We start from the raw sequence: 22,533 nt of genomic DNA, 5'->3' as shown, positions 1-22,533 counted from the left end.
TATTCTTCTATTTCTAAATCAATCTTGACACTTTTATTGATCTTTTCTATTGTTATTCTTACAATATTATTTTTCCAACACTGATTCTATGACTTGTTATACTTCATTAAGAATATATTTTTTTGAAACTGTTGAACCTATTTTAAAAGCCGTTAAAAACAGTTTTATCTTATTTAGTTTAATATCTAGTCTATTTTCTTTCTTTGCCTCTCTTGAGCTAATAACGAAATCCACTTATCTTATGGGTAGAATTGAAATTACAATAAATGTAACTCTGAGCAAAAAATTACTTGTCAAAAATTAGCCTCTTGAGCGTAGCATAGAGGAGTGAAAAGAACTCTGTGTTCTCAAAACGGAACTCTAAAACGGAACTCTGGGACAGTAATTACTAAGTTTATAAAAAAAGATTCAGGCAGAAGAAAGTGCCACAATGGCTTCTGCCAGGTCTCCATTTGAGTCTTTAAGAGCTGTCCGAGCTTCCTCTTCAGAAACACCGGTTTGCTCCATTACAAGCTTTATATCGTCAGCGGGAATCTCCAGCTCTTTTGGGACTTCCTTTACGTCACCTACGATCTGGTATGTTTCCGAACCCTGGACTTTCATGATAGTAACACTTGCATTCTCTATAATGATATTAGAGTCCGCAGTCTTTATAACTACTTCCTGAACATCCTTAAGCTCTTTAACATCAATTCCCATCTGTTTCATCATCTGCTTCATTTTAGCCGGGTTCATTCCCCGGCCTCCCACACCTCCCATTCCTGGGAACATAGACTTGCTTCTCCTTTATTTTTTGTTTATTTTTTTTCAGGTTCGGGTTCAATACCTTCAGCACAATTTTACTTTTCTTAATGGCATCCGCCACAGGTGCCGCATCCACCAGCATTTGGATTGCGGATAAGGAATCCCTTCCCGTTTTCGTCCTCAATAAAGTCAATGCTGCCCTCAGAGAAGCTTCTTTCAATGTCTTTTGCCATAACGAGTTTAATTCCGTTACTTTCCATAGTCACGTCGTCTTCCTTCAGTTCATCGTCAAAGGCTAATCCATACTGAACTCCGCTGCAGGCAACCCCGGCAACAAAAATTCTGAGAGCAAGTTCAGGTTTCTCTTCCTGCTCAATCAATGTTTTCAATTCAGCAGCAGCTCTGTCTGTTACTTCTATCATTTACGCACCTCTTTTTATTTTCCATACTTTTTTGAAATAATTCTACGTTTTATTTCCTATAAGATGCCATCCGTTACAGCTTACAGATAATTTCCAAAGGTTATATACTCTTTCATTGGGCAAATATAACGTTTATCGTAAAATTGCGCTTTTTCCTGAAAAAGATCTTTTTTCACAGGAATCTGGAAGGTAGGGTGGGATTCTTTTTCGAGGGATCCTGTTATTCTGCCAATATCTATAAATATATTTTCTATTTAATATATTTTTCTTCCAATACTTTTTCACGTTTTAAATTCACAGAAATTCGGCATCTTCATCAACAGGCTCCTCAAGAACCTTTGCATTATAAGCGTTGATCTCTAGCGAGTTACGTTTCCCCTTTACTTCCCAGACAGGGATATAAACGAGCTCCATATCGAGCTGTATGTCTTCATGCCTAGGGCTGAGACACCTGTGCTCATATATAACTGCCTGTCCTTCCGTATTGTTAAAATGTATTTCGCGTGTGTTTTCCTCTATAATTAAGTCTAGAAGAATCTTCTCTGCCTGTTTTTTATCCACATTCGGTCTTTTTAACTCATACTGCACGGCTGGGATCCTTGTAGGCGCGCCAAGCCCCTCAATTTCCATCTCTTCTTTTGATTTGTTTAAAGCGTTAAGAAATCCCTTTCCCTTTTCGTCAATACTTAAGACTTTTGACCTGAAGCGTTTTTCAACTTCTACGCTATATCTATATTTCCAGAAAGGTACAAATTTTAAAATTGCATCCTTAGGGTTGCTTATGTATGGTTTCGAAATAATAATCGCCTGATTTTTAGAAATCCTTGGCTCTACAGACTGTATGTTTAGTATCTCGTACGATTTGGTCTCTGGAGCCTCAACCTGCTCCGGTTTACTTAAGCTTTTTCTCTCCTCAAAGCTTCGTGTTGGAGGTTGAGTTTCAAAAGAATCTTTTTCAACCTCTGAGTGTTGGTTCTGAAGAGGCAAGAGTTCTCCGTTAAAGTAGGTTTCTTCTCTGAACTTTTCTTTTAGCCCACAGTTTTCGACAGGTAATTCGGAAGTTGCTTGTCTGTGCTGATCTAGTTTCTCATTCTCTGATTGAATTTCCGGTTCAGCATACGAGATCTTTAACTTCTTTTCCAGATTTACAAGAATCGCTCTTCCAATTTGAAGAGCCAGTTCGTTCCTATCCCAAATATAGATCCCAAGTTCAGTTGCATAATTGATTATTTCTTCAGACCCTTTACGGGTCATTACGTAGATTCCTGTACAGTCCCCTATCTTTTCGGAAAAGGCTTTTATTTCCTCATAATCTGGCTGCAGGGCACACCTGATGTAAGCCTGATGCCCGTTTTTCTCCACAAGGATGTCACACTGGCTGGATATTGTGACATTGTATCCAGAGGATTTGAAGATGTCAACAAGGATTTCTAAAAGGTCTTGCTTCATGATTCTCACCTTCTTATATCCTGCACAGCTAAAATAGTTTATGTTCACACCTTAAATTAAATAATTTGACATTTTTTTACTATAAGCCGGCTTTTCTCCTTATTATATTTCCCTAATTCTTTTTTCTAAAGGTACAAATATTTAAGAAATTAAATCCTAACCAGATATTTATGAGTGGTATCAGGTTTGGAGCAGATTCCTTTTCCACATATGAAGAAGGAATAAAGAAAGAGTGGATCGTAGGAAATGGACTCGGGGGATATGCCTCATCTACAGTAATAGGAGCAGGCACAAGAACCTATCATGGACTGCTCGTAGCAGCTCCAGAAAATTCTCCAGGAAGGTTTGTATTGCTTTCCTCTCTTGATGAGGAAATCTCAATTAACGATGAAGTTTATCGGCTTGCAACCCATAAGTATCCTGGTACTGTTTTTCCTTTAGGCTTCAATTACCTCTCCAAATTCGTCCTTGCTCCTTTTCCTCTCTGGGTTTATCGCCCTGGCGATTTTACCGTAAAGAAAAAGGTCTTCATGATTCACAACAGCAACACAACCTGCATTCTCTATGACATCAGATCCAGAAGAGAAGGAGCTATGCTAAGAATTTTCCCGTTGGTAAATTCCAGAAATTTCCATTACACCGTTCGCTCAGGAGAGCTTTCCTTCACTCAGAAAGCTAATCCTGCTGGAGTAAAACTTGAAAGCTCAAATGGTTTTACTTTTTCACTTTCATCCAATCTCCAGTACCATTCTGACCCCAAATGGTACTATAACTTTGAATATGATATTGAGAGACAGAGGGGGCTCAACTTCCAGGAAGATAATTTCAACCCAGGTTATTTCGAAAGCAAACTCAAGCTGGGAACCTCACATTTCTTTATTGTTTCTTCAACCGAAGATATTTCTTCTCTGACTCTCGAGCAAGTTAAGGAATTTTATACAAGGGAAGTCTATCGACAAAATCTCCTTGCCTTTAATTCAAGGCTTACCGAGCCCTTTGCTCTTAAGCTTCTCAGGGCAGCGGACCCTTTTATAGTAAAAAATCCTTCTTCGGATGAAAACACGGTGATTGCAGGATATCACTGGTTTTCAGACTGGGGGAGGGACACCATGATCTCTATGCCTGGCCTGCTTTTAATCCCCCGGCGCTTTGAAGAGGCAAGATATATTCTCAAAAACTTTTCCAGGCATTGTAAGAGAGGTCTGATTCCTAATGTTTTCCTGTCGCTTGGAGGAGAACCAATTTATAACACTGTGGATGCTTCTCTCTGGTTTATTCACACTGTAGGCCGATATTTCGCATATACTAAGGACTTCCTTTTCCTTTCGGATGTCTGGGATACAATGGATAGTATCATAGATAATTACCGTAAGGGTACTGACTTTGGAATCGGTATGGATTCCGATCATCTTATCAGGCAGGGACCTCAGCTAACCTGGATGGATGCGAAAATTGGAGAGTGGGCAGTAACTCCAAGAGCAGGTAAAGCCTGTGAAATCAATGCTCTCTGGTATAATGCCCTGAAAACGGCTTCCAATCTCGGTAGTCTCTTAGGGAAAAACATTTCCTCATATGAAACTCTTGCAGCCGGAGTGGCTTCGAATTTTGAGAATGTTTTCTGGAACCCGGAGACCAATTGTCTCTTTGACCTTGTATCTCAGGACGAAGCAGGAAATCAGGTTAAAGATCCGGCAATCCGGCCTAATCAGATCTTTTCAGTGGCTCTACCTTATACCGTGCTCTCTCCTGATAAAGAAAAAGCGATTGTAGACCGAGTTGAAAAAGACCTTTTGACACCATTTGGGCTTAGAAGCCTCTCGACTGATCATCCTTTATATAAGGGGCATTATTGTGGAGACGCAGTAACAAGAGATGCAGCTTATCATAATGGGACCGCTTGGCCCTGGCTCCTTGGCGCTTACGTGAAAGCTTATCGGAAGGTTCACAACTATTCTAAAGAAAGTCTTGAAGATATGCGGGCTCTCCTTCAAGGTTTTGATGTGCACCTTGAAACAGCAGGTTTAGGTACTATTTCCGAAGTATTTGATGGCGACTATCCTTACTCTCCAGGTGGCTGCATTGCTCAGGCTTGGAGCGTTGCGGAAATTCTCAGGGCATACGTTGAGGATGTTCTTGGAATAAAGCCTTGAAAAAGTACCAGGCTTACTGTTGTCTCTTCAGCAGCTTTTAAATCTAATTCCCTCCCTTTTTTATACTAGTTTTGCAATCTATCTCCCATGATTGATTTTGATACCTTAAAATCCGAGAAAGGTCTAATCCTTGCTGTCGTTCAGGACCAGCTTAGCAGGGAGGTGCTGATGTGTGCTTATATGAATCGAGAAGCTCTTGAGAAGACTGTAGAGACAGGAATTGCACACTTCTGGAGTCGAAGCAGACGACAATTATGGAAAAAAGGAGAAACCTCAGGACATATACAAAAAGTAAAAGATATCAGGGTTGACTGTGATATGGATTCTCTTCTCCTGCTGGTAGAACAGGTTGGTGGAGCCTGTCATATGGGGTACAGGTCCTGTTTTTATAGAAATCTTGATGGAGAGATTGTGGGAGAGAAAGTCTTCGAGCCGGATAATGTATATTAATCTAAAAATTTGGTAAATTTTTATTCATTTCTTTTTTCCTTTTGTATTCTTTATATCTTTATACTATTATGAATAGGACTTACGCAGTTAAATTGAAAAAAGATGGTGAAAAGATGGTATGGAACGTTATGTTTCCTTTAAAATATTTGCTACAGACCTATCTACGCTTCATTTTAGCTCTCTTCCTACGTAAGTCCTATCAGTAAAGACTCTTTAGTAAATTTTAAGAGTCTCGCTGCTTCTAATCAAATGTGGAATTTACAAATGGGTCGTTATTGGTATGGACTTATGACTAATTTGATCGTTGGCTGAATTTGTCAACATTAACAATCCCAACAGTCGTTGAACCAACCGTTGTCACAATATCTCTCGCCGCGTTCTGTGAAACAGCCACCGACGTTAAATAACTTTATTTTGAAATTGTCACGGAAGTCGCCCTTCCAACCGCCACCGAACCATTTATTTTCTGCAAAGCCTAAAACTTTGTTTTCCACTTTCTCTTTAACTACTTCTTTAACTACTACTTTTTCTTTAGCTACCTTCTTAACTACTTTCTCTTTAGCTACCTTTTCTTTAACGCACTTTTCTTTAGCTACCTTTTCTTTAACGCACTTTTCTTTAGCTACTTTTTCTTTAGCGATCTTTTCATGAGGAGTGCTTTTACATTTTTCGTTGCTAGTCTTTGAGTACCACGCACTTGCTGATGCAGCTGTCAAAGATATTACAAGAAAGACAGCCAACAAAACAATAACAGTCTTTTTTATTTTGCTAAACCTTTTCTCTCCCATCTATTGCCTCCATCATTCTGGTTAATTAGATACAATTTCACTTTATTCGGCTTTTCAATCTCATATCATTAGACAAATATACTTACTCTATCAATAAATGATCTAAGTATATTTTAAGAAGACAAATTAAATAGTATATTCCATTTATTCCTTATTTGCCGATAAAAAAGATTCTCCATTGTATCACTAGTGTATTATTATTCCATAAATATAATAATTAGAGAAATATAAATTAGAAACCAATATTAATTAAAATTAGATCTTTTATGTCCAAAACTGTGATTAATATTTATTTAGTTGCCATATTTTAAAATAAATCCTGATAAAAAAATCATGTTTCTATTATTATCAAAAATTTGTGTATTTAATTAATCATCTTTATTTTTATTAGTCACCGTTTAGCTTTCCCAAATCTTTATTCTTACTCTGCACCACTTTCTGGTTTCTTTCTTGTAAAATAAATTGCCAGAAGTTTTATTATATACTTTCTAACTCTATATTTCCTTATATGGCTGATGAGAAGCGGATATGGAGAATTGTTCCGGATACAAGCGTGATTATTGACGGGAGACTTTCATCCCGAATTAAAAGTGGTGAGTTCGGGAGCGTTGAGGTTATCATTCCCGAAGCTGTAGTCTCGGAACTTGAGGCTCAGGCAAATAAGGGCAGAGAAATAGGCTTCAAAGGGCTTGAAGAACTTTCAGAACTTCGCAAGCTGGCAGACAGGGGAGAGATTCAACTTAAATTCAGCGGGGTTCAACCCACTCTTGAGGAGATAAAGCTCTCAAAAGAAGGTAGAGTGGATGCTCTTATCCGAAGTACTGCTATTGAGGTCGGAGGGTTGTTTTTAAGCGAAGACAGGGTACAGTCTCTTATAGCTAAAGCAAAGGGACTTAATGTTGAGTATATACATCCCAAAACCCTGGATCCCTCAGAGTTTACGTCTCTCAAAGTAGAGCATTTTTTCACTGATGATACTATGTCTGTACATCTCAAAAACGGAGTTTCTCCTATGGCCAAGAAGGGGCCTGTAGGGGATATACATTACGTAAGGATTCGTGATGAGCCTGTTACTTCGTTGGAACTTTCCAGGATCTCGAGAGAACTTATTGAAAGGGCGAGACTGGACCCGGAATCTTTTATCGAGATGTCTTCAAGTGGAGCTACTGTCCTGCAAATCCGAAATATGCGAATTGCAATTGCTCACCCTCCCTTTTCCGATGATATGGAAATTACGGTTGTGAGGCCAACAGTTATTGTGGATCTTGAGCATTACCGGCTAAGTGATAAGCTCAAAGAACGGATTGTAAGCCAGCGTGGTATTCTTATTGCCGGTCCTCCAGGAGCCGGAAAGTCTACCTTTGCCGCCGGAGTTGCCCGATACCTGAATGACCAAGGGCAGGTGGTAAAAACTATGGAGTCCCCAAGAGACCTCCAGGTGCCTCCTGAAATTACCCAGTATTCACCTCTAAATGGCAGGATGGAAAATACAGCGGATCTTTTGCTATTGGTCAGGCCTGATTATACGATATATGATGAAGTTCGGAAAACAAGCGATTTCTTAATTTTCGCGGATATGCGGCTTGCAGGCGTGGGAATGATTGGGGTAGTACATGCAACCAGGGCAGTGGATGCAATTCAACGCCTGATAGGAAGGGTTGAATTAGGTGTGATCCCTCAGGTAGTGGATACCGTTATTTTTATTGATAAAGGAGAAGTGGCAAAGGTTCTGGTACTTGAATTTACGGTTAAGGTTCCGCATGGAATGACCGAACAGGACCTTGCAAGGCCGGTAATTGTTATTTCAGACTTTGAGACCCGAAGAGTCGAATATGAGATCTATACCTATGGGGAACAGGTTGTTGTTATGCCAGTTGGGCCTTCTACCGAACTCAGGAAACCTGCCTGGAAGCTTGCGGAGGAGGAGATCGGAAATGTTATTGGCAGGTATGCCTCCGGTCCTGTTGAAGTAAAAGTGACTTCAGATGACAGCGCAATCGTAAAGGTCCGGGAAGATGAGGTGCGGAAAGTTATTGGTAAAGGAGGAAACGTCATTGACCGCATTGAAGATATCCTTGGGTTGCACATCGATGTAAGAGAACTGGAGGTTGGAGCTCCAAAAGCTGAAGAAAAAGGCAGGCGGAAATACGGAGCTGAAAGCAGAGCTCCCAAAGAGAAAAGAAGAACATCTAGCTTTGAGGAAGTGCCTGCTGTTTCTTCCGTTCATCCTTTTATCGAAAGAGATAAGAAGCATCTTATTCTTGGGGCTCCGGAGCTTGCAGGAAAGGATGTGGAAATATATATTGAAGACCAGTACCTTTTCAGTGCAACCGTAAGCCGGCATGGAGACGTTAAACTCAGGGCAAACTCAGACCTTGCATCCGATATTCTGGAAGCCCAGGATAAGGGAGAAACGATCGAGATCAGACTAATCTGACCTCTCCCAATTACCTTTTTTCGAGCTGTTCTCTCTCTTTCCCACTATTTCTTAGTTTTTCTCCCCTTATTTTTCTATTTTACTGTTATTCATTCTTTATTTATTAATTCCTTTTTCCTCTCTCTCCTTCTTCTTCTCTTCTTTTTAGTATTCTGTTTTTCCTGTCCTTCTTCTCTTTTGTTCTTCTTTTTTGCTGCTTGCTTCATTCTATTAATTTAACAATCTCTAAACCTCAAAAATCTTATATAGTGTTTGACATAATTCTGTATTATTAAATTTCAGGGGTTGTGGTCAGATTGAGTAAATTACATCACGCAGAACCAAAAGTCAGGGAGAATTTACAGTGTAGAATTGAAGTTTTTGACCAAAATTAATTTCAAATCCTTATGTTTGTGTATCTAGAAATGTGGAAATATGCTTAAAACCTTAATCTTTCTATTTTCTCTCTGCTATCTAAAACTATAATCTAGGAATGCGTTTTTCACTCATAATTGATGTTTACAAAATATGGGGGAGTTTAAAAGATGAATGATGACCTAGCTGGGATAATAGAATCATGCCCTTTACAACAACAGATTCTTTGTTTCATCGAAAGTGTAGGATTTGTAACAAGTACTGACTTATCTAAAACATTTGGGAAGGGAGAATATACTTTATCTGACCCTGAGCAACGAAATATTTTACATGCTTTTGGACTTTCGGAATCAGTATGCATAGCATTAAATGCATTAATTGAAATGAGAGAACTTATTCCAGTGCCTTGCATGAGTATTCTTTTCGAACACTTCTCAGGTAATATTCCAGATTTGCCACTCTCTTGGGATCTTTCTGAAAGTGATACTCAAACTAAGTGTTGGCTTCCTGTGATCTTTGTAACTGTTGGCGAGTTCAAGAAGTTTGCAGATAAAGTATTTTCAGATAAAACTGAAGCTGAAGCTATAATCACTGAAATAACATCGGAACAACAAAACTGCAACATTAACAAAGCTTATAGTGAATGCATATTGAAAGTGCATTCTTCTGATATCGTCGTTTTGCAAGTCCCTTACGAACACTTTGATGAAGCAAGTAATAGATTAAAATTAGGAGGGGTGAACTACAGTATACATAAAGGCTGTGTACGTTTTGGTAAAAGAGAATTGTTTGTTGTGAAGAATACCGATGTGCCAATAATAGCCAAGTTGTTTATATCGGGGCGTTTAAACGAAAATTGTATGTATGCATAATTGATGACTGTCTTAAAATTCAATCAATTTATACAATTTTAGAGCTTACACACTTATGATTCAAAATTAAGTACAATAAACTCATAATTTTCTAAAACTCAAATTTTCTCTATAATGGTTAGTATACTCGATTTTGAATCATAAGTGCGTAAGTCCTAATTTTTGCATGATTGGAGAAAAAGGAAAACCAGAAAATAATAAAAAGTCTCTAATTTCGGGAGTAAAATATTGTGGCAAAAGCAGCAGCTAAAACAGGAGTAAGTCCAACAGTGCTAATCGCTATTGAGCAATATTTTCCAGAAAAGCAACGCATTATAGAGGATAACTTGGCATATCGTGTATTGCCATTCAGCGCAAGAGTGTTAGTATGATTGATGCGACCCAACTGGGTCAGAAGCTGTCTGATCCATGTGACCGAGAAAGATTTTCCCGGCATCTGGGATGGTTTGGCGTGTAAAAAGCGGTATATAGACGATAAACTAACGAGAAACTAATTAGACGAGAAACTAATCTATTCGAGCAATCAGATTGGAGCGGTAGTGAAGCTGGGTGCAGGATTTGATACCCGAGCATATCGTTTACCTGCTCTATATGACATACCTGTTTGGGAGGTCAATCAACTTGAAAACATCAAAGCCAAGCAGGGCCGACTTTGTAAGGTGCTTGGAAAAATTCCTTCACATATCAAACTTGTTGCAATAAACCTCGACCTCGAAGATCCTGGTACCATACTGGAATCACACGGTTATTCTACGAAACAAGCGGACCTTTTTCATATTTGAAGCTGTCACTCAATATCTGACAGAAAAAGGCATCAGGTCAACCTTTGATTTTCTGGCTAAGGCTGCACGGGGCAGCCGCCTTGTTTTTACGTATATTTGCAAGGACTTTCTTGATGGTCGATTCATGCATGGTTGGGAGAATTTCTACAAAAAGTACGTGGTAAAAAATAAAATCTGACTTTTCGAGATGGGGCCAGACGCATGGCCAAACTTTCTAAAAGAGTATGGTTGGCAGGCAATCGAGGACGTGGGTTACGACGAAATGGCCGAGAGATATATCAAACATACTGGTCGGATACTTGCCTCGACACCGATAGAGCGAATGGTCTACGCGGAAAATTGTAATAACTTTTTAAGACAATGCCGATTTTTATGATAAACGACATAATCTATGTTTTGTTGTTTCAATCATTACAACCTGATTTTTTTCCATATTTTATCCCTTTTAAATTTGTTAAATTATTCATGCTAAAGTTTCTTATATCTTTATGTTTATTTTTTCTCTTTTATTTTTAATCAAGCATTGTTTTATATAAATCAACTTTTTGATATCCTCATTGAAAACTATATATTTATATAGTTCTTTTACCCATAATTTTCTTATTATTGTAGAATAACCTTAACAATCAGAAACGAGGGGAAACAGTTTTTTGACTCAGGAATGCTCTGATGACTCAGACGAATCGGATCGTAACCGTAGTTTCTTGTGTTTTTTAGGACTGCATGAATGGAAACGAAAAAGCGGGGCATTGTGCTTTTTGCCAACAGTGCTCGAAAAACGCTATGAATGCATACATTGTGGCAAATACAAGGTGATTTTTGAAAGGGAGAAAAGCTCTTGCAGCCTTCCTGCTGGCAGGTCTTGACCGTAAAAGATTTACAATCTCCTTTATTTTTCGTCTTATTTTTCTTTCTTTTAATTATTTCCCTGCTATCTTTTTTCTTGCTCGTAAAGTTAATCTATCTTAACTTTGTTTGTTAAAGCTATGAAAAGAATTGTGATTCTCGATTACGGGCTTGGAAATCTCCGCAGTGTTCAAAAAGGGCTCGAACACGTCGGATCAAGTCCCGCAATCTCCGGGGATCCTGAGGAGATTCTTGCCGCAGACGGTTTAATTCTCCCTGGTGTCGGCGCTTTTGTGGATGCGATGAAGTGTCTTGACCCCCTCAAAGGGATTATAGAAGAATATGTACGGTCAGGCAAGCCGATGCTCGGGATATGTCTCGGGCAGCAAGTTCTAATGAGTTCTTCGGAGGAAGGAAAGCTTACTGGCGGGCTTGACCTAATTTCCGGCAAGGTACTGCGCTTTCCAAAATCCGATTTAAAGGTACCTCACATTGGTTGGAACAATATTAAAATCAAGCAGGATCACCCCCTGTTTGAAGGGATTCCTGACAACTCTTTCGTATATTTCGTGCATTCCTACTACGTGGACACATCTTCTGAAAATACCCTTGCAGCTTGCAATTACGGGCTGGATTTTTCAGCTTCGGTTGTAAACTCTAAAGGCAATGTTATGGGCACCCAGTTCCATCCTGAGAAGAGTGGAGCTATTGGGTTGAAAATCCTGAAAAACTTCGTAGATATGTGCTAAAAGGAATTCTCTTGGGAATTTGCCCTCGTGCTCGAAATTTGTTTTTTCATTTTCTTTTGGTTGCTGAATTCTGATTCCTACTTATCTTATACTGAAGCATCTGAAATTAACAGACTACTTGAAATTAATAAACGATACCTGAATGCCAAACTATCCTGCCCTATACCTTTCAGGGCAGAAATATCTGCAAGAGATGGTGACTATGGATATAGAAGGCTACGCAAAACGGGCTCTCAGGGAGGACCCTTCAAACGAAGCAGGGCTTGAGGAAAAGCTAGCTTCAAGAATTCTTGAAATTAAGCATATAAGCTTGGAAAGAGCTCATGAGATAGCGGCTGCGGTCGTTTGTGAGGCAAAAGCAACAATTGATGTGGAAGGAGACGTGTTAAGTCCAACTTTCTCAGGAGTTTCTATGGGAGAATTCGGGGTAGGTTCCAGAGGTACAGGGGATTTTTACGTTCACTCCAAGCTTGGAGAAGTTATAGGTAAGACTGGTGCAGTTGTGGATAGCTCCCAGCTTGACGACTCCGGAGTTGTCAAAATTGGGGAAGATTACCTTGTAGTTACTATTGATGGGATTCACTCTCGCCTTAGCGACTTTCCTTTTCTCTCGGGCTTTCACGTAGCCCGGGCAGCTCTGCGTGATATATACGCTATGGGAGCTCGCCCCCTCGCAATGCTCTCCGATATTCATGTAGCAGACGACGGAGATGTAGCAAAGATCTTCGACCATATTGCAGGAATAACCACGGTCTCGGAACTTACTGGAATACCTCTTATTACCGGAAGCACGCTTCGAATCGGCGGGGATATGGTTATAGGTGAACGCATGACAGGTGGAGTTGGAGCTGTAGGTATAACATCTTCTCTTACCTCGCGCAACCGCACCGAAGCAGGAGACCTTATCCTTATGACCGAAGGAGCAGGCGGGGGTACGGTTTCTACAACTGCGCTTTACTATGGAATGCATGAGGTTGTAGAGGAAACTATTAATATCCGTTTCCTGGAAGCCTGTGAGGCTCTATTGCAGTCCGAGCTGCATAAAAAAGTTCACTCAATGACAGATGTTACTAATGGCGGAATCCGGGGTGATGCCAAGGAAATTTCAAAGACCGCACGTGTAAAACTGGTCTTTGAAGAGGAAAAGATAAGGGCTCTTGTGAACCCAAAGGTACTTTCAATGCTTGAGCATCTAAAAATCGACTATCTGGGAGTCTCTCTCGATGCCCTGCTTATAATTGTCCCCCCTATATATGCTAACGAGATCCTCGATAATATCAGGGCTGCAGGTATTAAAATTGACATTATAGGGCGTGTTGAGGAAGGAAATGGAGCTGAAATCTTCTTAAATGGAGAATGTAGGGACTTTACGCCAAGATTTAGGGAGTCAGCCTACACACCAGTGAAAAAAGTACATGGAGAAGAAAATCCCAGGGATTTTGAAGAAATGAAAGCAGCAATTGATAAGGCTGCGAATGAAGCTATCGAAAAGAAACAAAAAGTCCTTGAAAAAATAAGAAGTAGATAAAGCTTTTTAAAAAAGCCTTTTCAAAAAAGGCTTTAGCGAAAATTGCTTAAATTACCTAGCTCAGGTTAAGCTAAAGCCTTTTAAAAAAGCCTTTAGCGAAAACTGCTTAATTCAGGACTTAACCATGAATTATTAACCTCGTAATTAGAGTAAAGTCAAAAAGTAATTAAACTGGAGAAGAAGGAATAATTACACTTTTCTTTTTACTAAGAGTACTTCCCTTACTTTTCCAGTGATTTCTACTTCTACCTTCGGTTCAATTTTCTCTTCTGATTTGGCTTTCCAGTATTCGCCTTTATAACGAACAAAACCTGTTTTTCCAGGTCCGAGAGGATCTATGGTTTGCGCAGTATCTCCTATAAACTCTCCAATGACCGGTTTTTTCTTTCTTATCTCGTTTACTTTGTATATTGCAAAAACCAGAAACAGCCCAAAAACAATCGTTGGAGCAACAACTGTCAAGGTAAGAAGTCTCCTGAATTCGGGGGTGTAAATATTTTCGCTTCCCATGGGTACAAGGAGTATACTTCCTATTATGAGACTGATGAGTCCCGCAAGCCCGAATATTCCAAAACCAGGTACTTTGATTTCAATAATAAGAAGTCCTATTCCTAAAAGAATAAGAAAAATTGCCCCGATATTGATATCAAAGCCTGTACCTATCAATCCCAGTGCAATTGAGATGATTCCAAAAACCTCTGCTCCAGCTCCTGGACTTGCGATTCCAAAAATTAGACCATAAATCCCTAGGGTCAAAAGAAGGGAGGAAATTATCGGATTTGAAATAAGCCTTAAAAGGGATAGAGAAAGAGGAGGTTCATAGTTTTCGATCTCTGCATTTTCGGTTTGCAGGATTCTTCTTTTTACTTGTTGCCCGTCAATCTGTACTAATAGGTCTGGAATAGAAGGAGCTACATATTCTATTACGCCGGCCTTCAGGGCTTCCTGCGAGTCAAGATTTTTGTTTTTAGTTATTACTTCTTCTGCAAAGGTCTCGTTTCTCCCATGTTTACTGGCTGTTGCAACCGAAAATTTGACAAGAGCGTTTATTATTTTCTCATCTTTAATGGGTTTTGTCCCTTCAGCCGACATCTGAACAGGCTGAGCTGATCCGATGACCGTAAAGGGCGCCATTGCAGCAATATCTGTTCCCATAAGGATAAGAGTGCCGGCTGACCAGGCTTTTCCGCTCTCAGGCACATACCCAATAACAGGCACGCTCGCATTCTCAATTGAACTTATGATTTTTTGGGTTTCATCCAGTCCTCCCCCTGGGGTATTCAAACTGATTACTAAAGCCTCAAAATTTTCGTTTTCAGCTCTTTCTATTGCATCCGCTATAATGTCATCCGAAGCTGGTGTAATAGCCTCAGATATCTCAAGCACAAGCACTTTCTGTTGAGGCTCGGCATCCACAGACGGTATATAAGCGGCTGTGAGGATGAAACACAGGAAGAAGATAAGGAGAAAATGGTGAATCCCTTTTACAGGCATTTTTATCAGTCCTTTCTTACTTATCCATATCCTTCAGTTCTTTTTTGCATTATCATCCTTTTCTTCAGTTTTTTTCCTTCATTGCTCTTTTCTGTCGGCAATAGACTTAGATAAAGCCGCTATATTTCCGGTTTCAAGAGACTGGGACTGTGTTACTACTATGAGATTCTTTTCCCTGGCAATCTCGGCTAAAGTTTGTAGTTCTCTCAATTTAATCGCTGAGAGTGTTCCCTCATAAAAGGTTGCAGCTTCTTTCATTTTCTGTGCAGCCTGAGACTCTCCTTCCGCAAGGATAATCCTGGCACGCTTTTCCCTTTCGGCTTCAGCCTGTTTTGCAATTGCTCTTTTCATTGTTTCTGGCAGGGCAACATCCCTGATTGTAACGCCTGTAACTTTGATCCCCCACGGATCAGTATATGCGTCCAGAAGCTCTTGAATTTGTTTGTTGATATGTTCTCTTTCCGAAAGCAGTTCGTCAAGCTCCATCTGGCCCATTACGTCTCTCAGGGTAGTCTGTGAAAGGGTCGAAGTTGCAAACATATAATTTTCAACCTGAGTTATGGCAGCTCCAGGTTCCACGACTTTATAATAAACAACTGCATCCACTTCAACCGTGACATTATCCCTGGTGATTACGGCTTGCTTGGGCACATCGATGGCAACAACTCTCAGATCGATTTTTATAGCTTTATCAACAATCGGTATGATCAGGAAAACCCCTGGCCCTTTTACACCACTTAGGCGGCCCAGCCTAAAAATGACTACTCTTTCATATTCGTTAACTACTTTTATTGATTGTGAGAGTATTAATATTAAAACTAACAATACAGGAAGATATATTTGACTTGCAAAAATACTCATAATTGTTATGCCCTCTCATTCCATTAATGTTTAAATAATATCTAATAATAATTAAGTATTCTTTGTTAGGATTATTGATAATAAAAGTTTCTATAGAGTAAGTATTCATCATTCAAAAACTTTGCACCCTGAATTCTCAAAATAACTGAAAAACTATATTATACTATATTATCTATTCTTAATTTCTTCTCTAGATTTTCTATTGACTTTAATTTTTCAGATTTTGAGCGAGATCGAAGAAGGAAATGCGAGATCGGAGAAGGAAATAAGTGTTAGAAATGCAGATACCTGATTGTACAAAATTATGAAGTGGCTGCTTGAGAGACTCATTCTGAGAAATAGCTGTCTCTGAAAATACTTATATTTGAAACGTAGAAAATATAAAACAGGGAAAAGTGAGTTGACAGGGAAAAGAGAGCAGAATGGAATTAGTTTTCGGTCTGGGTAGGGCTGTATAGTTAGATCAACGTACTTAAAAGCTGACAATAAGAACGAGAAACACTGTCCAGGCTCAGGAACATGTTCTGGGCCGCAACAGTAGTTCAAGAAAACGCGGGTTCGGAAGAACCATTGGTGTTGGTATTATATGAGTAAGGAATGTCCAGACTGCCACGGACGTGGCTATGAAGTTGTTTCAACTGAAATCTGCCCTCAATGTAAGGGCAAAGGTAAATCAAAATCAATTGATTTCATGAAAATGTCAGAAAAAAATCTTGACAGTTTTCTAAAAAATGGTACTGCATGTGATAAGTGTAAAGGCACTGGAAGTATCGACATAACTACCCCCTGCAAAACCTGCGAAGGACTGGGAAAGATATACACATGCAAGGCTTGTGGAGCGCGTATTGAGAACCCTCAGGATCCTGATGAAGAACTATGTGATTCCTGTGCCCGTTCTCAGTATGTTTATGCCCTTGATGAATCCTGCGACCTTAAGGACGTGGAGGCAGGAAAGCTTTACCATGGGATAGTGAGCAGTAAAGCTTCTTTTGGGGTCTTTGTGGATCTTAACTCTCACGTAAGAGGGCTTATGCACTCTAGCAATGTCGGGGTTCCTCCTGAAGTCGGGGAAGCCGTAATTGTTCTGGTAAAAAGCGTCAAGGCAGGAGGAAAGCTGGATCTGATCCCGAAAACCCTTAAAAAATACGAAACTATCGAGCTTGAAAAAGAACTTCCACTCAAGAACTCAGCTGAAATCGACTCCAGTATGAAGGGCAGGCTACTAAGAATCGAAGGGGAAGTAATTCAGGTAAAACAGACTAGCGGGCCCACGATTTTTACCATCGGCGATGAGGGAGGTTTTGTGCCCTGTGCAGCTTTTGAGAGTGCTGGGAAAAGGTCCTATCCACACATTGATGTAGGAATGATAGTTTCCATTACTGGAGAAGTGACTCTGCGAGATGACCAGATTCAGATAGAGGTCATGAGCATGAAAAAGCTGACAGGTGAGAAGGAAGCAGTTGTCAAGGGCAGAGTTGAAAGTGTAATTAACGAAAAAGCAGCTCCTGCGGATATTCCTTTCCTTGTCAAAAGCGAGATTATGGAGAAACTTAAACCTAAGATGCTCCATGTAGCCAGAGAGATAAAAAAAGCTATTCTCCATTCAACCCCAATTATTCTCAGGCATCATGCTGATGCGGATGGAATTACCTCGGCAATTGCACTTGAGAGAGCGATCCTACCCCTTATTACAGAAATAGGGGGAGCAGATGCGGAATATTACTTCTACAAACGCGCTCCTTCTAAAGCTCCTTTTTATGAGCTTGCTGACGTTACGAGAGATATTTCGTTTGCGCTTGAAGATCTTTCCAGGCATGGGCAGAAAATGCCGCTTGTGATTCTTGTTGACAATGGATCAACCGAAGAAGATGTTCCTTCAATGCGGCAAGCCAGTGTTTATGGAATCGATATGCTTGTGATTGACCATCACCATCCGGACGAGATCGTTGATCAATATCTTATAGGGCACGTAAATCCTGCGCATGTGGGAGGGGATTTCGGGGTTACTGCCGGAATGCTCTGCGCTGAAGTTGCTCGTATGATCAATCCCGGCATTAGCGATACAATAAAGCATCTTCCAGCGGTTTCGGCAGTTGGAGACCGTTCAGAGGCTCCGGAAGCTGAAAGGTACATAGCTCTTGCCTCGGATCGTTATACCCTTGAAGAATTGAAAGAAATGGCTCTGGCTCTGGACTATGAACAGTTCTGGTTGAAATTTAGTAGTGGAAAGGGCCTTATCGATGACATTCTGGATCTTGGGGATCACGAGACTCATAAAAACTTGGTTTCCCTGCTCTGCGAACAAGCAAATTCCATGATACAGGAACAGCTTGAGACCTGCCTCTTTAATGTCAAGTCTCAAAAACTGGCAAATGGGGCTATTATGAATGTGATAGACGTTGAAAACTACGCCCAGAAATTCACCTTCCCGCCACCAGGAAAGACCTCCGGAGAAGTTCATGACGTGCTTACTAAAAAGTATCTGGATAATCCCGTGGTAACCATCGGATATGGTCCTGACTTTGCAGTCATCCGCTCCAAGGGCGTGCTTATGAATATTCCGAAAATCGTTCGGGAACTCCGGGAAGAAATGAAAGGTGCCGGCGTCAGCGGAGGAGGACATCTTGTTGTGGGCAGTATCAAGTTTGTAGAAGGAATGAGGACTGAGGTGCTATCAAGGCTTGCCGAGAAGATTGCATCCGCAGACGTCGAGTATTAAAGGGCTTTAATAGCCTCTTTCCTTCCTTTGCTTCTATTCTGGATAAAAAAATACTATTCTTAATTAGTTTATTTTAAGAAATTCTATTTTTACAAAAGCTCTGTTTTTTCAGATTTTTCCTTCAAAAAAGACTATCAAGCTTATTTTTATTCTAAAATTATGCAGATGATTTTAGTTATTAAAAATTTTAAAGATAGCTGCAGATTTTGGGAAATTTTTAGCTAGTAAACGAAAACGAGAAGAGAACTTCTTATTTATTTTGCTTGAAATCTCTAGACTATTTATTTTTAAAATTTGTGGTTCTAAGTAGTAAATTAAGTTATTGAAAAATATGTGCATAAGACTTTCCCTACACTTCTCTCAAATTTATACCAGCTTTTTCTCAATCCTAGTAAGTTGATCTTGTAGTCCTGCATCAGTTAGGGGTAAATAGTTAACTCATATAAAAGAAAGAAAATTAAGTTAAAAAGCTTGCCTTTCCTATTTATTTCACCAGGAAAGGCTTTCTGCGCAAAAAAGTTTTAACAATTTGTCCTTACTTTGCCTTTTAGTCCAAGCGTACAATCCTTACAAGAGACTGGATCGGGACATTAGCAATCATGTCTGCGCCTTTTTTGTCTACAAGAACCACTACGGCTCTAGGTTTCGCGCCCATTTCCCTAAGTTGCTCTATAACTTCCATCGTTGTAGAGCCTGTAGTAATGACGTCATCCACGATCACGCAGTTCTTGCCGGCAACGCTTCCGAAATTCCTGCTTATTGTTCCTTTCTGGCCTGGCTGAACCACGTCTTGTCCTTTACGGGAATGATAGAGGGCAAAGTCAGCTCCTAGCTCATTTGCCATCATGCTTGCTAGAGGAATTCCACTGGCAGCGACACCGACAACTACGTCGACTTCGGCGTTTGTTTTTTCCAGAGTCTCAAGCACCATGTCGCAGAGCGCAAGCGAGATGTAGTGGAGCCGCGTAGCACTTTTTCCTATACTGCTCCAGTTCACGGAAATATCCTTCGGAGCGGGGACTGCTACTTCTTTTTTTGAACGGGTTAAAAGCCAGGTAACCGTTTCCCTTGAAACGTTGAGTTCGTCAGCAATCTGGCCGGTTACAAGCCCGTTGCTTTGCAGTTCCACAGCTTTCTGGATTAAGTCTTCTATATTCTTCATGCCTCCATTCCCACCTGAGTTTTTTTATCTGGCTGTATTTTTCGACACATTTTACAACTTACTTATAATCTGCCTGGAATACTGCCTGGAAAACTATATTCAAATGTATATTCTCTCAATTAAAGACACTATTACATTATCAAGCATTATATCTTTTTCTTCAGCTCAAGAGTAACTCTTCTCTTTTCTACTTTTTTTTCTTTTTTTCTTAAGGGGTGAACCGCATATAGGGCAAACATCCCCCTTGTCAAAAGTTTTTTTGCAGCCAATACACTGTTTTTGCCAGATAATAATATCCTTTATTTTTTTCTGGGCAATGGGTTTTACCTGAATCCCAAGTTGTACGGCAACGTTTTGGACTGCATAATCATCCGTAAGCAATATGCCTTTGTCCCTGTATTCAAGAGCTTTTGCAAGGATTTCAAGGTCAGTTTTTGAGAGTTCCTCGGAGTCCCGGGTGTGCTCAGCCATTTCCCTAACTTCTTTTACCATTTTGGGATCTGGCCATTCCACACGTAACCCTCCTTCTTTTGCAAGATCAAAACGAAGTGCGGAGTCCCTACTTTTCAATTCTTCTGCAACCGAAGGGACGGTAATTATCAGGGAACTGTCCAGGTCACAGTTTCCCATTATAAAAACCGCTGAGTCTGCTATGTAATAGGTCATTTTTCTTCTCTTTTCTCTTTTAGTATATAATTGATTCCCGCCCCGAGTCCCGTCTCGGGAGGACGGGGTCCGTTTCGCTCACTTCGTTCGCTCAAGCGGACTAATTTACATAAAGATGCAATTCACTCAAAAAGGTTGACTCACGGGCAAAGGAAATTGTTTTTAAATTTGCTGAAGAAGGTTAGTTTGGATAAGCTCTTTTGGCTTTCGCTCGGTCAACGAATTAATTTATACAGTTAAATCTTTCCCGCATGTTCATTTTCTCTCGTAGGTACTGAATCAGTGGTGAAACTTAAGTTAAAGCGGGTGCTCGTGTAAGAATTTGAATGATATGTTCTGTGCTTTTGGAGGAATTAATAACAAAATTGAGTCAAAAGAATGAGTTAAATGTGTCTATTTAAGGAGTATTGAGATTTCTTAATATGCATATCATAAGCTCTTGCCCTTTCATGGAATTTCTTATTTGGAGATTTCTTGAAAGGACTTGAGCATGAATAAATTTTTTATTTGAAAGGAAGATACTCTTTCTGGGGCTTACTTAGCGCAAATTTCCTTGAGGCCAGCGGCTACATCGGCAAGAAGCTCGATAGGAATCCCCATAATCATTTCTTCATCTGCAATCTTGGTGTATGTCCTGCTGCCGCTGCAGCCGACTGTAACTCCGACTTTGCCTTCTTTATACGCCTGTACAACCCCGTCCGAGCACAAGCTCTGCTTTCCTGCAAAACTTGCTTCGACTCTGCCTCCTGTTTTATACATTAAGGCCTGTGTAAGTAACATAACCTGTTTGGGGGTGCAGATAACCACAACAACATCCGGAGTAAACGTAGCTTTTTCCAGCGGAGAATACAGGATAGCTTCTGTTGAATTCGCGGGAAGCTTGGGGACCCTTTCAAGAGTACGCCTTGCAGCCCCCTGCGTGCTGAACTGTTTGAGTTTATTAAAATAAAATTCTCCACTTGCAACTTTTGGAGGCATTTCGCCAAGGCCCATCGCGCCAGCTCCACCTTTACACATTTGATCTTCTCCCAGAGTATAGAACTCTTCTCCTGTTCTTCTCACTCTGTCAACCAGCTGGCAATGTCTCATAGTCTCATCTACTTTCTTAACTCCCTCCGGAACTTCTCCTCCCTTTGGGATCAGTTTTACTGCAACAGGGGAAGTCTTGAGTTTCAGGCAGTCTACAAGTTCTTGTCCGTACTTGTTTATCTCTTTTACATCCATGTTTTCAACTCGGGTTTTGAGATTATTGTTAGTTCTGAGAATAATGTTTTAGTAGTTCTCAAGTATTTTATAAGCGATTTGCCTAGTCGTCTCTTTATAAATAAATTATATATGATCAGGTTTTTATCAAACTTCTTTCAAAAAAAGTTTGAGACTTGTCTTGTCCACTTTTGGGCAAATTATACATGACAAGATTCGATATAAGCATTCCCGAGTTTATATGTATGCAGGCAATTTTCCACAGTACTACCATTTTCTGCTGGTTTCCTTCCGTACTGCCCATCTTTCCAAAGGAAATAAAGGAGTTGTTTGAAATATAGAAAATTCACTCCAACTTATCAAAGATAATCTCCATCTTTCCCATTCCTCGAGCAAGATTCTTTGAAATCATGCCGTTTTCGAGCCAGCAAGCATTCATTACTGCTGCCGGAACAAGACAAGTAGGTGTAAGGGGCGCTTCAGCCATTTTTTGGTCAAGTACGCTTTCGGGGCCTCCCATAAGATCTTTCATTTCCACATCAAAATCTGTGCCCCACTTCCTGAGTTTTTCGCATGTGGTCTTAATATGTATGTGAGTGTTCTTCCCTTCTTTTGTGGCAATTATTTTTGTTGTATGTCCACATATTGTATTCAATGAAATTTCTGTAGCCATTATTTTTCTCCCCTGGGTACTACACATTTAAGAGCCTGTAATCTATATTTACAACTCTCTAATTTTACAACTCTCTAATCTTATCTCCTTTTACAGGCGCAGGTATGATGCAAGATCAAGTTTTTTCTGGATACCTGATCGCAAAGTTCTTATACGATTCTATTTGTATTGAATAGTCCATAGC

General features: G+C 40.1%; 19 protein-coding genes. 9 read left to right on the top strand and 10 right to left on the bottom strand.

Translation table 11 applies throughout. From position 1 onward, the window contains the following. Positions 1-408: 408 nt before the first annotated feature. The 3 genes from BP861_RS12645 to BP861_RS12635 all read right to left on the bottom strand — a co-directional run bounded on the left by BP861_RS12645 (position 409) and on the right by BP861_RS12635 (position 2,615). Positions 409-771 (bottom strand): nascent polypeptide-associated complex protein, encoded by a 363-nt coding sequence (locus BP861_RS12645; RefSeq protein WP_292376054.1) that lies wholly within the window; start codon positions 769-771, stop codon positions 409-411. A 77-nt stretch (positions 772-848) separates the two neighbouring features. Continuing rightward, positions 849-1,166, bottom strand: coding sequence for a HesB/IscA family protein (locus tag BP861_RS12640; RefSeq protein ID WP_292376052.1), 318 nt, complete (start codon positions 1,164-1,166; stop codon positions 849-851). 294 nt (positions 1,167-1,460) lie between these two features. Further along, the gene (locus BP861_RS12635; protein WP_292376050.1) at positions 1,461-2,615 is read right to left on the bottom strand and encodes a hypothetical protein; all 1,155 of its coding nucleotides are present in this window, start codon (positions 2,613-2,615) and stop codon (positions 1,461-1,463) included. Between the two features lie 170 nt (positions 2,616-2,785). Between BP861_RS12635 and BP861_RS12630 the strand changes: the two genes are divergently transcribed. Next, positions 2,786-4,765 (top strand): amylo-alpha-1,6-glucosidase, encoded by a 1,980-nt coding sequence (locus tag BP861_RS12630; protein WP_292376048.1) that lies wholly within the window; start codon positions 2,786-2,788, stop codon positions 4,763-4,765. Positions 4,766-4,852: 87 nt separating this feature from the next. Continuing rightward, positions 4,853-5,215, top strand: coding sequence for a phosphoribosyl-AMP cyclohydrolase (hisI, locus tag BP861_RS12625; protein WP_292376046.1), 363 nt, complete (start codon positions 4,853-4,855; stop codon positions 5,213-5,215). Between the two features lie 323 nt (positions 5,216-5,538). Here the strand turns inward: hisI and BP861_RS12620 are convergent, their stop codons facing one another. Then, positions 5,539-6,003, bottom strand: coding sequence for a hypothetical protein (locus tag BP861_RS12620; protein ID WP_292376044.1), 465 nt, complete (start codon positions 6,001-6,003; stop codon positions 5,539-5,541). A 508-nt stretch (positions 6,004-6,511) separates the two neighbouring features. Here BP861_RS12620 and BP861_RS12615 point away from each other — a divergent pair. The 6 genes from BP861_RS12615 (at position 6,512) to BP861_RS12590 (ending at position 13,571) form a co-directional block, all read left to right on the top strand. Further along, complete coding sequence (locus BP861_RS12615) at positions 6,512-8,440, top strand: PINc/VapC family ATPase (protein ID WP_292376042.1); 1,929 nt, start codon at positions 6,512-6,514, stop codon at positions 8,438-8,440. Between the two features lie 524 nt (positions 8,441-8,964). Beyond that, complete coding sequence (locus BP861_RS12610) at positions 8,965-9,666, top strand: hypothetical protein (protein WP_292376040.1); 702 nt, start codon at positions 8,965-8,967, stop codon at positions 9,664-9,666. A 230-nt stretch (positions 9,667-9,896) separates the two neighbouring features. Then, positions 9,897-10,037, top strand: coding sequence for a hypothetical protein (locus tag BP861_RS12605; protein WP_292376038.1), 141 nt, complete (start codon positions 9,897-9,899; stop codon positions 10,035-10,037). Between the two features lie 168 nt (positions 10,038-10,205). Then, complete coding sequence (locus BP861_RS12600) at positions 10,206-10,448, top strand: class I SAM-dependent methyltransferase (protein WP_292376036.1); 243 nt, start codon at positions 10,206-10,208, stop codon at positions 10,446-10,448. Between the two features lie 986 nt (positions 10,449-11,434). Then, positions 11,435-12,043, top strand: coding sequence for an imidazole glycerol phosphate synthase subunit HisH (gene hisH / locus BP861_RS12595; RefSeq protein WP_292376034.1), 609 nt, complete (start codon positions 11,435-11,437; stop codon positions 12,041-12,043). A 202-nt stretch (positions 12,044-12,245) separates the two neighbouring features. Then, entirely contained in the window at positions 12,246-13,571 is a 1,326-nt protein-coding gene (locus BP861_RS12590; protein WP_292376079.1) for an AIR synthase-related protein, read from the top strand. Positions 13,572-13,760: 189 nt separating this feature from the next. On the opposite strand, the gene BP861_RS12585 is transcribed toward BP861_RS12590, so the two are convergent. Further along, positions 13,761-15,065 carry an NfeD family protein gene (locus BP861_RS12585; RefSeq protein WP_292376032.1) on the bottom strand — a complete coding sequence of 435 codons (1,305 nt, stop codon included), beginning with the start codon at positions 15,063-15,065 and terminating at the stop codon, positions 13,761-13,763. A 78-nt stretch (positions 15,066-15,143) separates the two neighbouring features. After that, the gene (locus BP861_RS12580; protein WP_292376030.1) at positions 15,144-15,926 is read right to left on the bottom strand and encodes a slipin family protein; all 783 of its coding nucleotides are present in this window, start codon (positions 15,924-15,926) and stop codon (positions 15,144-15,146) included. A gap of 586 nt (positions 15,927-16,512) precedes the next feature. Between BP861_RS12580 and BP861_RS12575 the strand changes: the two genes are divergently transcribed. Further along, a complete protein-coding gene (locus BP861_RS12575) occupies positions 16,513-18,645 on the top strand; it encodes a DHH family phosphoesterase (RefSeq protein WP_292376028.1) in 2,133 nt (710 codons plus the stop codon). A gap of 547 nt (positions 18,646-19,192) precedes the next feature. Here the strand turns inward: BP861_RS12575 and BP861_RS12570 are convergent. From BP861_RS12570 to BP861_RS12555, 4 genes are all read right to left on the bottom strand, one after another. After that, entirely contained in the window at positions 19,193-19,807 is a 615-nt protein-coding gene (locus tag BP861_RS12570; RefSeq protein ID WP_292376027.1) for an orotate phosphoribosyltransferase-like protein, read from the bottom strand. Positions 19,808-19,972: 165 nt separating this feature from the next. Then, on the bottom strand, positions 19,973-20,473 hold the full coding sequence (locus BP861_RS12565; RefSeq protein WP_292376025.1) for an NOB1 family endonuclease: 501 nt from the start codon (positions 20,471-20,473) through the stop codon (positions 19,973-19,975). Positions 20,474-21,007: 534 nt separating this feature from the next. Continuing rightward, positions 21,008-21,697 (bottom strand): DUF169 domain-containing protein, encoded by a 690-nt coding sequence (locus BP861_RS12560; RefSeq protein ID WP_292376023.1) that lies wholly within the window; start codon positions 21,695-21,697, stop codon positions 21,008-21,010. 325 nt (positions 21,698-22,022) lie between these two features. Beyond that, positions 22,023-22,349: a DUF6951 family protein gene (locus tag BP861_RS12555; protein ID WP_292376021.1), complete on the bottom strand. Its 327-nt coding sequence runs from the start codon at positions 22,347-22,349 to the stop codon at positions 22,023-22,025. Positions 22,350-22,533: the final 184 nt, after the last annotated feature.

It is taken from the genome of Methanosarcina sp. UBA411 (genome assembly GCF_002495725.1).
GTDB lineage: Archaea > Halobacteriota > Methanosarcinia > Methanosarcinales > Methanosarcinaceae > Methanosarcina.
This window is presented reverse-complemented; position numbering and strand designations above follow the sequence as displayed.